The organism is Pradoshia sp. (assembly GCF_051873915.1).
Lineage (GTDB): Bacteria > Bacillota > Bacilli > Bacillales > Pradoshiaceae > Pradoshia.
Map to the genome: position 1 here is coordinate 1 of NZ_JBJEFJ010000075.1, position 13,489 is coordinate 13,489.

Genomic DNA, 13,489 nt, shown 5'->3' on the forward strand with positions numbered 1-13,489 from the left:
AATTCGGCGTAACTGCAGCTGCTCCTGTAGCTATGGTTGGTGCTGCTGGCGGAGAAGCTGCAGCTGAAAAAACTGAATTTGATGTAATCCTAGCTTCTGCTGGCGATCAAAAAATCAAAGTTATCAAAGTGGTACGTGAAATCACAGGTCTTGGTCTTAAAGAAGCAAAAGAACTTGTTGACAACACTCCAAAAGCTCTTAAAGAAGGCGCTTCTAAAGAAGAAGCTGAAGAAATCAAAGCTAAACTTGAAGAAGTTGGCGCTGGCGTAGAAGTTAAGTAATTTAACATTTGCCATCAAAAAAAGCTCGCTGCGAATACAGCGGGCTTTTTTTAGCCTTTATGAGTATATAGATTGCTGTATACCGGCATACTATAATGATTTGAGTTTTGAATGAAGCAAAAAAGAGATTTTTAGAAAATGTGGTTGCTTAGGAGGAGCTATGTATGACAAATCATTATTACTCCCGTAATCCTGAGGTCGAAAGCAAGCCTGAACAATGGAGCTTTACGCTGAGAGGCAAGGAATTCCGCTTTAAAACAGATGCCGGAGTTTTTTCGAAACGAGAGGTTGACTTTGGTTCAAGATTGTTGATTGAAGCCTTTGAATGCAGTCTTGAAGAGGATCAGCCAATCATAGATATTGGCTGCGGTTATGGCCCGATAGGCTTATCGGTCGCAAGTCTATATCCAAACAAGACCATTCATATGGTAGATGTGAATGCGAGAGCCATCGATCTATCAAAGGAAAATGCACATACAAATGGAATTGCCAATGTGAAGGTTTATGAGAGTTCCGTATTTAGTGCAGTGAAGGAAGCGAGTTTTGCGGCGGTCATCTCAAACCCTCCAATTCGTGCTGGGAAGAAAATTGTGCATGAAATTTTGGAGGAAAGCAAACGATTTTTAGCTGATGGCGGCGAACTGTGGATTGTTATCCAGAAGAAGCAGGGAGCACCGAGTGCCATGGCGAAGATGGAAGAAGTATTTGGGAATGTAGAGGTCGTTTTGAAGAAAAAAGGCTACTATATTTTGAAATCTAAAAAAGTTTGACTTGACAATATGCCTATGTTAATATTATAAAATGCAAATATATAATTTGGGACACCCTGCACATTTTCAAGGATGAATAAATTTATGTGTATATGTTCTGGATAATATGGAAAAAATAAACCAATACTATGCGTTTTTGAGATTGTGGTTTTCAGTGTGAAACCCTTTTTCTTTTTTGTTCAACCGCCAATTCAAGGCGGAGTGATAAATTAATTATAAACGCTTTATATGAGGGGTGAATCAGTTGACAGGTCAACTTGTTCAGTATGGACGACATCGCCAACGCCGGAGCTATGCGCGCATTAGCGAAGTGCTCGAATTGCCGAATTTAATTGAAATTCAAACCTCTTCCTATCAATGGTTTCTTGATGAGGGCTTAAGAGAAATGTTCCAGGACATTTCCCCTATCGAGGATTTTACAGGAAATCTGTCTCTGGAATTTATCGATTACAGTCTCGGAGATCCGAAATACCCTGTGGAAGAATCTAAGGAGAGGGACGTAACCTACTCCGCCCCATTACGGGTTAAAGTAAGGCTTGTAAACAAAGAGACGGGTGAAGTTAAAGACCAAGATGTCTTTATGGGTGATTTCCCTCTCATGACAGAAACGGGAACGTTTATCATAAACGGTGCCGAACGCGTTATTGTATCGCAATTGGTGCGCTCCCCAAGTGTGTACTACAGCGGAAAAGTAGATAAAAACGGAAAGCAAGGTTTCACTGCAACCGTTATTCCGAACCGTGGCGCATGGCTGGAGTATGAAACAGATGCGAAGGATGTCGTATACGTCAGAATCGACCGTACAAGAAAGCTGCCGGTAACGGTTCTTTTGCGTGCCCTTGGATTCGGCTCTGATCAAGAAATCATCGATCTAGTCGGTGACAACGAATATATCCGTAATACGCTAGAGAAAGACAATACGGAAAGTACAGAAAAAGCTTTGCTTGAAATTTATGAGCGTCTTCGCCCAGGCGAGCCGCCTACGGTTGAAAATGCAAAGAGCTTGCTCGTTTCACGTTTCTTCGATCCGAAGAGATACGATCTTGCGAATGTTGGACGCTATAAAATCAACAAAAAGCTTCATATAAAAAATCGTTTATTCAACCAGCGTGTAGCTGAAACTTTGGTAGACCCAGAGACAGGCGAAATCCTTGTTGAAAAAGATGCTATTTTAGATCGCCGTACGCTTGATAAGATCATTCCTTACCTTGAAAACGGGATTGGCTTCAAAACGTACAACCCTGCTGGCGGAGTCGTAGAAGATGATGTTCTCATTCAGAACGTTAAGATTTATGCTCCGAACGATGCAGAAGGCGAAAAAGTCATTAATGTTATCGGCAATGCTTATGTCGAGAAGAAAGTGAAAAATATCACGCCTGCAGATATCGTTGCATCAATCAGTTACTTCTTTAACTTATTGCACGGTGTCGGCGATACGGATGATATCGACCACTTAGGTAACCGCCGTCTTCGTTCTGTCGGCGAACTTCTTCAGAACCAGTTCAGAATCGGTCTATCCCGTATGGAACGTGTTGTACGTGAGAGAATGTCTATTCAAGACACGAACACAATCACGCCGCAGCAGCTCATCAATATCCGTCCGGTGATCGCGTCCATTAAAGAGTTCTTCGGAAGCTCTCAATTGTCTCAATTCATGGACCAGACAAACCCGCTTGCTGAATTGACGCATAAGCGCCGTCTATCTGCCCTTGGACCTGGTGGTTTAACAAGGGAACGTGCCGGAATGGAAGTACGTGACGTTCACTACTCTCACTATGGCCGTATGTGTCCGATTGAAACACCAGAGGGTCCGAACATCGGGCTTATTAACTCCTTGTCCTCCTTCGCGAAGGTGAACCCGTATGGTTTCATTGAAACACCATACCGCCGTGTTGACCCTGCGACAGGAAGAGTAACCGATCAAATCGATTACTTGACTGCTGATGAGGAAGATTTATATGTAGTAGCACAAGCGAATGCTCCATTAACAGAAGATGGCGCGTTCAAAAACGAAGAAGTTGTTGCGCGTTTCCGCGGTGAGAACACGGCTGTTAAACGTGACCGCGTCGATTATATGGACGTATCGCCTAAACAGGTAGTATCTGCTGCGACAGCTTGTATCCCGTTCTTAGAAAACGATGACTCCAACCGTGCCCTAATGGGAGCGAACATGCAGCGTCAAGCTGTACCTCTCATCAGACCACAGGCTCCGCTTGTCGGAACAGGGATGGAATATGTATCTGGTAAAGACTCCGGAGCAGCTGTCATCTGTAAACATCCGGGTATTGTTGAACATGTTGAAGCAAGAGAAATCTGGGTAAGACGCATCAGCGAAGTGGATGGCCAAGAGGTAAAAGGTAATCTTGATAAATACCGTACCCTTAAATTCATCCGTTCTAACCAAGGTACTTGCTACAACCAACGCCCAATCGTTAAAGCTGGAGACCGCGTGGTCAAAGGCGAAATCCTTGCAGATGGTCCTTCCATGGAACTTGGCGAATTGGCACTCGGTCAAAACGTGCTTGTTGCCTTCATGACATGGGATGGTTACAACTATGAGGATGCCATCATTATGAGTGAGCGTCTTGTAAAAGACGATGTCTATACATCTATTCATATTGAAGAATATGAATCAGAAGCCCGTGATACGAAGCTTGGGCCTGAAGAAATCACGCGTGATATTCCAAACGTTGGGGAAGAAGCCCTTCGTAACCTGGATGAGCGCGGTATTATCCGCATCGGTGCGGAAGTAAAAGACGGAGACCTTCTTGTTGGTAAAGTAACGCCTAAAGGTGTAACTGAGCTGACAGCTGAAGAAAGATTGCTTCATGCAATCTTCGGTGAGAAGGCCCGTGAAGTTCGTGATACATCCCTTCGCGTGCCACATGGCGGCGGCGGAATTGTCCACGACGTAAAAGTCTTCACTCGTGAAGACGGCGATGAACTGCCGCCAGGCGTTAACCAATTGGTGCGCGTATACATCGTTCAAAAACGTAAAATCCATGAGGGAGATAAAATGGCCGGGCGTCACGGTAACAAAGGGGTAATTTCCCGTATATTGCCGGAAGAAGACATGCCATTCCTTCCAGATGGAACACCTGTCGATATCATGTTGAACCCATTAGGGGTACCATCACGTATGAATATCGGTCAGGTATTGGAGCTTCACCTCGGCATGGCTGCTAGAAAGCTTGGTATCCATGTAGCGACACCTGTATTTGATGGTGCGAGGGAAGAAGATGTTTGGGATACAATCGAAGAAGCCGGAATGGCTCGCGATGCTAAAACGATTCTTTACGATGGAAGAACAGGAGAACCATTCGACAACCGCGTTTCTGTTGGTATCATGTACATGATCAAATTGGCGCACATGGTTGACGATAAACTCCATGCCCGTTCAACTGGGCCATACTCACTTGTTACGCAGCAGCCGCTTGGCGGTAAAGCTCAATTCGGTGGACAGCGTTTCGGTGAGATGGAGGTTTGGGCGCTTGAAGCTTATGGTGCTGCATACACTCTTCAAGAGATTCTTACAGTTAAATCCGATGATGTTGTCGGCCGTGTGAAAACATACGAGGCGATTGTCAAAGGCGACAATGTTCCTGAGCCAGGAGTTCCTGAATCCTTCAAAGTATTAATCAAGGAACTTCAAAGCTTAGGTATGGATGTGAAGATTCTCTCTGGTGACGATCAAGAAATTGAAATGCGTGACCTTGAAGATGATGATGATATCCACCAAGCAGATACGCTGACCATTGATCCAGATGTGAAAAGCCCTGAATCAGAAACGGTTGGAACGATAGAGTAACCAGAGTGAGATTGGGATACAGAAAGGGAGGTAGGCCCCTTGTTGGATGTAAATAATTTTGAGTATATGAAAATAGGCCTTGCTTCACCGGATAAGATTCGCTCTTGGTCTTTCGGAGAAGTGAAAAAGCCAGAAACAATTAACTACCGTACACTAAAACCTGAGAAAGACGGGTTGTTCTGTGAACGCATTTTCGGTCCTACTAAGGACTGGGAATGCCATTGCGGTAAATATAAAAGAGTACGTTACAAAGGCGTCGTTTGTGATCGCTGTGGCGTAGAGGTTACTAGAGCGAAGGTGAGACGTGAGCGTATGGGCCATATCGAATTGGCCGCTCCTGTCTCCCACATCTGGTACTTTAAAGGTATTCCTAGCCGTATGGGTCTTGTCTTAGACATGTCCCCTCGTGCGCTAGAAGAGGTTATTTACTTCGCTTCTTATGTTGTAACAGAAGCAGGCGATACAGCCCTTGAGAAGAAACAACTTCTATCTGAGAAAGAATACCGCGCTTACCGCGATAAATACGGCAGTAAGTTCCAAGCTGGCATGGGTGCTGAATCCATTAAAAAGCTTCTTCAAGATGTAGACCTCAACAAAGAGGTTGATGCCTTGAAGGAAGAGCTTAAAACAGCTCAAGGACAACGCCGTACACGTGCGATTAAACGTCTTGAAGTATTGGAAGCATTCCGTAACTCCGGAAATGAGCCTTCTTGGATGATCCTTGATGTACTTCCGGTTATTCCGCCGGAACTTCGTCCAATGGTTCAGCTTGACGGCGGACGTTTCGCAACAAGTGACTTGAACGATCTTTATCGTCGTGTCATCAACCGTAACAACCGTTTGAAACGTCTTCTTGACTTAGGCGCTCCTAGCATCATCGTACAAAATGAAAAACGTATGCTGCAGGAAGCTGTCGATGCATTGATTGACAACGGACGCCGCGGCCGTCCTGTAACAGGACCGGGTAACCGTCCGCTTAAATCTCTTTCCCACATGCTTAAGGGGAAACAAGGCCGTTTCCGTCAAAACTTGCTTGGTAAACGTGTTGACTACTCCGGACGTTCCGTTATCGTCGTAGGTCCGAACCTTAAGATGTATCAATGCGGTCTGCCAAAAGAAATGGCTATCGAGCTATTCAAGCCTTTCGTTATGAAAGAGCTAGTTGAAAAAGGTCTAGCACACAACATCAAATCCGCTAAGAGAAAGATCGAAAGACATTCTCCGGATATTTGGGATGTGCTTGAAGAGGTTATTAAGGAGCATCCAGTTCTCTTGAACCGTGCCCCTACGCTTCACCGTTTGGGAATCCAAGCGTTTGAGCCGACATTGGTTGAAGGACGCGCAATCCGTTTGCATCCGCTCGTATGTACAGCCTACAACGCTGACTTTGACGGTGACCAAATGGCCGTTCACGTACCTTTATCAGCAGAAGCTCAAGCAGAAGCACGCCTTCTCATGCTTGCAGCTCAAAACATCCTTAACCCTAAGGATGGAAAACCGGTTGTTACACCATCTCAGGATATGGTACTTGGTAACTACTATCTAACGATGGAAAGACCAGGAGCAGTCGGCGAAGGGATGATCTTCAATGATACAAACGAAGCCATCCTTGCTTACCAAAATGGATATGTTCACTTGCATACACGTGTAGCTGTACATGCAAGTTCTTTAAATAACCAAACATTCACGGAAGAACAAAACAAACAATTATTGCTGACAACTGTCGGTAAATTGATTTTCAATGAAATTCTTCCTGAAACATTCCCATACATCAACGAACCTACACGTTCTAATCTGGAAGAAAAAACACCAGAGAAGTACTTCGTTGAAAAGGGTGCAAACGTGAAGGAAATCTTCGCTGAACGCGAAAGAATCCAGCCGTTCAAGAAGAAAATTCTTGGAAACATCATTGCGGAAGTGTTCAAGCGTTTCAAAATCACTGAGACGTCGAAAATGCTTGACCGCATGAAGGATCTAGGATTCAAATACTCTACTCGTGCCGGTATTACGGTAGGGGTTGCAGATATCGTCGTATTACCAGAGAAACAAGAAATTCTTGATAAAGCTCAAACGAAGGTTGACGGTGTCATGAAGCAATTCAGACGTGGTCTCATCACGGAAGAAGAGCGTTATGACCGTGTTATCTCCATTTGGAGTGAAGCGAAGGATGAAATCCAAAGCAAGCTGATGGCATCCTTGCACCACTTGAACCCAATCTTCATGATGAGTGACTCCGGTGCCCGTGGTAACGCATCTAACTTCACGCAGCTTGCTGGTATGCGTGGTTTGATGGCCAACCCGGCTGGTCGTATTATTGAGCTCCCAATCAAGTCAAGTTTCCGTGAAGGCTTAACCGTATTGGAATACTTCATCTCCACTCACGGTGCGCGTAAAGGACTTGCCGATACAGCGCTGAAAACAGCTGACTCCGGTTACTTAACAAGACGTTTGGTTGACGTTGCACAGGATGTTATCGTTCGCGAGGATGACTGTGGAACAGACCGCGGCTTGGTTGTTAAAGCATTGAAAGATGGCACTGAAGTCATCGAACGCCTTGAAGAGCGTCTTGTAGGACGTTATGCAAGGAAGAAATTGAAACATCCTGAAACAGGCGAAGTTCTAATCAATGAGAATGAAATCTTCACAGAAGATCTTGCTCAGAAGATTGAAGAGCTTGGTATTGAAGAAGTGTGGATTCGTTCTGCCTTCACTTGTAACACTCGCCATGGCGTATGTAAGAAATGTTACGGCCGCAACTTGGCAACTGGTCAAGAGGTTGAAGTTGGGGAAGCTGTTGGTATCATCGCGGCTCAATCCATCGGTGAACCAGGTACACAGTTGACAATGCGTACATTCCATACGGGCGGGGTTGCCGGAGACGATATTACACAAGGTCTTCCACGTATTCAGGAGTTGTTCGAGGCGCGTAATCCTAAAGGTCAGGCTGTTATTTCTGAAATCGAAGGAACAGTTATCTCCATTAATGAGATTCGCGACAAACAACAAGAAATCACTATTCAAGGTGCAGTGGAAAGCCGTTCTTACACAGCGCCATACTCTGCTCGTTTGAAAGTGAATGTCAATGACATGGTTGTTCCAGGTCAAGAGCTTACAGAAGGGTCTATCGATCCGAAAGAGCTTCTCAAGGTAACAAATGTACGTTCCGTACAAGAGTACCTCTTGAAGGAAGTTCAAAAAGTATACCGTATGCAAGGGGTAGAAATTGGCGACAAACACGTAGAGGTTATGGTTCGTCAAATGCTTAAGAAAATCCGTGTCATCGACGCAGGTGAAACAGATGTCCTTCCAGGTACGCTGCTTGATATCCATCAATTCACGCAAGCAAACCGCGAAGCACTTCTTAAAGGCAAAAACCCGGCAACTGGACGCCCAGTCTTGCTCGGTATTACGAAGGCTTCTCTTGAAACGGATTCCTTCTTGTCTGCTGCATCCTTCCAAGAAACAACTCGTGTTCTTACAGATGCCGCAATCAAAGGAAAACGTGACGAGCTTCTCGGTCTTAAAGAGAACGTTATTATCGGTAAGCTGATCCCTGCTGGTACAGGTATGCAGCGCTATCGTAAAGCCGTTCCTGTATTGACAGAGAAAGAAGAAACGGTTACAGCTGAATAAGCCTTGTAACTGGAAAGTTTGCAGCCAGATTTTCGGATCTGGCTGCTTTCATTCCAGTCAACAATCAAAAAACGAAGTTTTTTTGATGCGGTTGTTGACATAGATGATTTGAAAGTGTTACTATAGCAAAGGTGCTCCTATTAACCTGTTACTTTGGAGGATATACAATATGTCTTATGAAAAAGTATCTCAGGCCCAAAACCTGATAATAGGGACGAAACAGACAGTGAAAGCTCTGCGCACAGGTAATGCAAAAGCAGTCGTGATTGCGCTTGATGCGGATTCACGCGTCACTTCCAAAGTCATTGATACTGCTAATGAGTACTCAGTGCCAGTCGAATATGTAGACTCAATGAGGTTGCTCGGAAAAGCATGCAAGATTGATGTTGGTGCAGCAGCTGTTGTCATTATGAAATAGAAAACTGTTTTTGCAGTTGATGCAAAAACTTTGTTTTTACCCTTTTATGAACCACCTGGATGTGTGGGACTAGGGGAACCAATTTTGAAGGGAGGAAACATCATGCCAACTATTAACCAATTGGTACGTAAGCCACGTAAATCTAAAGAAGAAAAATCAAAGTCTCCAGCTTTGAATAAAGGCTACAACAGCTTCAAAAAATCCCAAACTAACGTATCATCTCCACAAAAACGTGGGGTATGTACTCGTGTGGGTACTATGACTCCAAAGAAACCGAACTCCGCGCTTCGTAAATATGCGCGTGTACGTTTGACTAATGGAATCGAGGTTACTGCTTACATTCCTGGTATCGGCCACAACTTGCAAGAACACAGCGTTGTACTTATCCGCGGAGGACGTGTAAAAGACCTTCCGGGTGTACGTTACCATATCGTACGTGGTGCTCTTGATACTGCTGGCGTTAACAACCGTATGCAAGGTCGTTCTAAATACGGTACTAAAAAACCTAAAGCAGCAAAAAAATAATCAACAAAAAATAACCACTTCTTTGAAAGGAGGAACAAAATATGCCTCGTAAAGGACCTGTTTCAAAAAGAGATGTATTGCCTGATCCGATTTATAATTCCAAGCTTGTAACTAAATTGATCAACAAAATGATGATCGATGGAAAAAGAGGAACTTCCCAAAAAATCCTTTATGCTGCTTTCGATATCGTAAGCGAGCGTACTGGTAAAGAGCCAATGGAAGTTTTCGACCAAGCGCTTAAAAATATCATGCCAGTTCTAGAAGTTAGAGCACGCCGTGTTGGTGGTGCTAACTACCAAGTACCAGTTGAGGTTCGCCCTGACCGCCGTACTACACTAGGACTTCGCTGGTTAGTAAACTATGCTCGCCTTCGTGGTGAAAAAACGATGGAAGAGCGTTTAGCTAACGAAATCATGGACGCAGCTAACAACACTGGCGCATCTGTGAAAAAACGCGAAGATACACACAAAATGGCTGAAGCTAACAAAGCTTTCGCTCATTACCGTTGGTAATATTTAACCTACTAAAAATCTATAAATCAGAAGGAAGGAGAAAGACCCAATGGCTAGAGAGTTCTCCTTAGAAAATACTCGTAATATCGGTATCATGGCTCACATTGATGCCGGTAAAACGACTACTACTGAGCGTGTATTATATTACACTGGTCGTATCCACAAAATTGGTGAAACACATGAAGGTGCTTCCCAAATGGACTGGATGGAACAAGAGCAAGAACGCGGAATCACGATCACATCTGCTGCAACAACTGCGCAATGGAAAGGTCACCGCGTAAACATCATCGACACTCCAGGACACGTAGACTTCACAGTTGAAGTTGAGCGTTCCCTACGTGTACTTGATGGTGCAGTAGCTGTACTAGACGCGCAATCCGGTGTTGAGCCGCAAACTGAAACAGTTTGGCGTCAAGCTACTACTTACGGAGTACCACGTGTTGTTTTCGTAAACAAAATGGACAAAATCGGTGCTGATTTCTTATACTCCGTAAAAACATTGCATGAGCGTCTTCAAGCGAATGCACACCCAATTCAGCTTCCTATCGGTGCTGAAGATGACTTCGAAGCGATCATCGACCTTGTTGAAATGAACGCTGTGTTCTATGGTAATGACCTTGGAACAGACATCGAAGTTCGTGAAATTCCTGAAGAACATATGCCACTAGCTGAAGAATACCGTGAAAAGTTAATCGAAGCAGTAGCAGAAATTGATGAAGAATTAATGGAAAAATACCTTGGCGGTGAAGAAATCACTAAAGAGGAATTGAAAGCAGCTATCCGTAAAGGTACTGTTAACGTTGAATTCTACCCAGTTATCTGTGGATCTGCCTTCAAAAACAAAGGTGTTCAATTAATGCTAGATGCAGTTATCGACTACCTTCCATCTCCATTAGATGTACCTGCAATTAAAGGTACTCTACCGGATACTGATGAAGAAGTGGAACGTCATTCTGATGACAACGAGCCTTTCGCAGCGCTTGCGTTCAAAGTTATGACTGACCCTTATGTCGGTAAATTGACATTCTTCCGCGTATACTCTGGTACATTGAGCTCAGGTTCATATGTACAAAACTCTACGAAAGGTAAACGTGAACGTGTAGGACGTATCCTGCAAATGCACGCTAACTCTCGTCAAGAGATCAGCCAAGTATATGCTGGGGATATCGCGGCAGCTGTAGGTCTAAAAGACACTACAACTGGAGATACTCTATGTGAGGAAAAGAACCTAGTTATCTTAGAATCCATGGAATTCCCAGAGCCAGTTATCTCCCTTTCTATCGAGCCTAAATCTAAAGCAGACCAAGACAAAATGTCTACTGCTCTTCAAAAACTTCAAGAGGAAGATCCAACTTTCCGTGCTCACACTGACCAGGAAACTGGCCAAACGATCATCGAAGGTATGGGTGAGCTTCACTTAGATATCTTAGTAGACCGTATGCGTCGTGAGTTCAAAGTAGAAGCGAACGTAGGTGCTCCTCAAGTTGCTTACCGTGAGACATTCCGTACTTCTGCACAAGTAGAAGGTAAGTTTGCTCGTCAATCTGGTGGTCGTGGACAATACGGTCACGTTTGGATTGAATTCTCACCAAACGAAGAAGGAAAAGGCTTCGAATTCGAAAACGCAATCGTCGGTGGGGTTGTCCCACGTGAATACATCCCAGCTGTACAAGCAGGTCTTGAAGACGCGCTTGACCGCGGTGTACTTGCAGGTTACCCATTAATCGACATCAAAGCGAAATTATTCGACGGATCTTACCATGACGTTGACTCCTCTGAGATGGCGTTTAAAGTTGCTGCATCCATGGCTCTTAAAAATGCAGCTTCTAAATGTAATCCGGTTATCCTTGAGCCAATGATGAGCGTTGAAGTTGTTATCCCTGAAGAGTACATGGGTGACATCATGGGTAACATCACAGCTCGTCGTGGACGTGTAGAAGGTATGGAAGCACGCGGTAACGCACAAGTTGTTCGCGCTATGGTACCTCTATCAGAAATGTTCGGTTACGCAACTACATTGCGTTCCAACACTCAAGGACGCGGCGTGTTCTCTATGACCTTCGACCACTACGAAGAAGTGCCTAAGAGCATCGCTGATGAAATCATCAAAAAAAATAAAGGTGAATAATTGATTTTCACGCTTTATTAAAGTATAACTACTTATGTAAGCCAAGATAGCGGCCATAAGCCTGCTGTCTTGGCACACATAGTATTAATAATCAATTTTCTTATATTAAAGGAGGAAATCCTAAAATGGCAAAAGCTAAATTTGATCGTTCTAAACCACACGTTAATATCGGAACTATCGGTCACGTTGACCACGGTAAAACAACTCTTACAGCTGCAATCACTTCTGTACTTGCTAAAAAAGGACAAGCAGAAGCACGTGCATATGACCAAATCGATGGTGCTCCAGAAGAAAGAGAACGTGGTATCACAATCTCTACTGCACACGTTGAGTACGAAACTGATAACCGTCACTATGCACACGTTGACTGCCCAGGTCACGCTGACTATGTTAAAAACATGATCACTGGTGCTGCACAAATGGACGGCGGTATCTTAGTAGTATCTGCTGCTGACGGCCCAATGCCACAAACTCGTGAGCACATCCTTCTTTCTCGTCAAGTAGGTGTACCTTACCTTGTTGTATTCATGAACAAATGTGACATGGTAGACGACGAAGAACTTCTTGAACTAGTAGAAATGGAAATCCGTGACCTTCTTTCTGAGTACGATTTCCCTGGCGATGACATCCCTGTTATCAAAGGTTCTGCTCTTAAAGCTCTTGAAGGTGAAGCTGAGTGGGAAGAAAAAATCGTTGAACTTATGAACGCTGTTGACGAATACATCCCAACTCCAACTCGTGACACTGACAAACCATTCATGATGCCAGTTGAGGACGTATTCTCTATCACTGGTCGTGGTACAGTTGCAACTGGCCGTGTTGAACGTGGTCAAGTTAAAGTTGGTGACGTTGTTGAAATCATCGGTCTTGCTGACGAACCAAAATCTACAACTGTAACAGGTGTAGAAATGTTCCGTAAGCTTCTTGATTACGCTGAAGCTGGTGACAACATTGGTGCCCTTCTTCGTGGTGTAGCACGTGAAGATATCCAACGTGGTCAAGTACTTGCTAAACCAGGTACTATCAACCCACACACTAAATTCAAAGCTGAAGTTTACGTATTGTCTAAAGAAGAAGGCGGACGTCACACTCCATTCTTCTCTAACTACCGTCCACAATTCTACTTCCGTACAACTGACGTAACTGGTGTTGTTAACCTTCCAGAAGGAACTGAAATGGTTATGCCTGGCGACAACATCGAAATGTCTGTTGAACTTATCGCTCCAGTTGCGATCGAAGAAGGAACTAAGTTCTCTATTCGTGAAGGCGGACGTACAGTAGGCGCTGGCGTAGTTTCTACAATCAGCGAATAATAATAGCCTATGCTATAAAAGCAGGCAGTCATAATGACTGCCTGCTTTTTTTAGTGTGCCCGGCATGGGTGTAAGCTTTAGGGTGAAAGTCCCGAGCCTCG

General features: G+C 44.3%; 9 protein-coding genes. All 9 read left to right on the forward strand.

Annotated elements, in window-relative coordinates; translation table 11 throughout:
* On the forward strand, positions 1-281 hold a 281-nt coding region (gene rplL, locus ACI35L_RS07245), incomplete at its 5' end, for a 50S ribosomal protein L7/L12 (protein ID WP_439802562.1).
* 164 nt (positions 282-445) lie between these two features.
* The gene (locus tag ACI35L_RS07250) at positions 446-1,051 is read left to right on the forward strand and encodes a class I SAM-dependent methyltransferase (protein WP_049672556.1); all 606 of its coding nucleotides are present in this window, start codon (positions 446-448) and stop codon (positions 1,049-1,051) included.
* A 244-nt stretch (positions 1,052-1,295) separates the two neighbouring features.
* Positions 1,296-4,859, forward strand: coding sequence for a DNA-directed RNA polymerase subunit beta (rpoB, locus tag ACI35L_RS07255; RefSeq protein ID WP_049672555.1), 3,564 nt, complete (start codon positions 1,296-1,298; stop codon positions 4,857-4,859).
* Positions 4,860-4,898: 39 nt separating this feature from the next.
* Positions 4,899-8,492 (forward strand): DNA-directed RNA polymerase subunit beta', encoded by a 3,594-nt coding sequence (gene rpoC / locus ACI35L_RS07260; protein ID WP_049672554.1) that lies wholly within the window; start codon positions 4,899-4,901, stop codon positions 8,490-8,492.
* Positions 8,493-8,661: 169 nt separating this feature from the next.
* On the forward strand, positions 8,662-8,910 hold the full coding sequence (locus ACI35L_RS07265) for a 50S ribosomal protein L7ae-like protein (protein ID WP_049672553.1): 249 nt from the start codon (positions 8,662-8,664) through the stop codon (positions 8,908-8,910).
* 102 nt (positions 8,911-9,012) lie between these two features.
* On the forward strand, positions 9,013-9,435 hold the full coding sequence (rpsL, locus tag ACI35L_RS07270) for a 30S ribosomal protein S12 (RefSeq protein WP_049672552.1): 423 nt from the start codon (positions 9,013-9,015) through the stop codon (positions 9,433-9,435).
* Positions 9,436-9,476: 41 nt separating this feature from the next.
* Positions 9,477-9,947, forward strand: a complete 471-nt coding sequence (gene rpsG, locus ACI35L_RS07275; protein WP_049672551.1) for a 30S ribosomal protein S7 — start codon at positions 9,477-9,479, stop codon at positions 9,945-9,947.
* A 49-nt stretch (positions 9,948-9,996) separates the two neighbouring features.
* Positions 9,997-12,075: an elongation factor G gene (gene fusA, locus ACI35L_RS07280; protein WP_049672550.1), complete on the forward strand. Its 2,079-nt coding sequence runs from the start codon at positions 9,997-9,999 to the stop codon at positions 12,073-12,075.
* A gap of 125 nt (positions 12,076-12,200) precedes the next feature.
* On the forward strand, positions 12,201-13,388 hold the full coding sequence (gene tuf / locus ACI35L_RS07285; protein WP_049672549.1) for an elongation factor Tu: 1,188 nt from the start codon (positions 12,201-12,203) through the stop codon (positions 13,386-13,388).
* The last annotated feature ends 101 nt before the right edge of the window (positions 13,389-13,489 follow it).

Coding starts and splice junctions, on each gene's coding strand:
- rpsG (WP_049672551.1), top strand. CDS start 9,477: ATGCCTCGTAAAGGACCTGTTTCAAAAAGAGATGTATTGCCTGATCCG.
- ACI35L_RS07250 (WP_049672556.1), top strand. CDS start 446: ATGACAAATCATTATTACTCCCGTAATCCTGAGGTCGAAAGCAAGCCT.
- ACI35L_RS07265 (WP_049672553.1), top strand. CDS start 8,662: ATGTCTTATGAAAAAGTATCTCAGGCCCAAAACCTGATAATAGGGACG.
- rpsL (WP_049672552.1), top strand. CDS start 9,013: ATGCCAACTATTAACCAATTGGTACGTAAGCCACGTAAATCTAAAGAA.
- tuf (WP_049672549.1), top strand. CDS start 12,201: ATGGCAAAAGCTAAATTTGATCGTTCTAAACCACACGTTAATATCGGA.
- fusA (WP_049672550.1), top strand. CDS start 9,997: ATGGCTAGAGAGTTCTCCTTAGAAAATACTCGTAATATCGGTATCATG.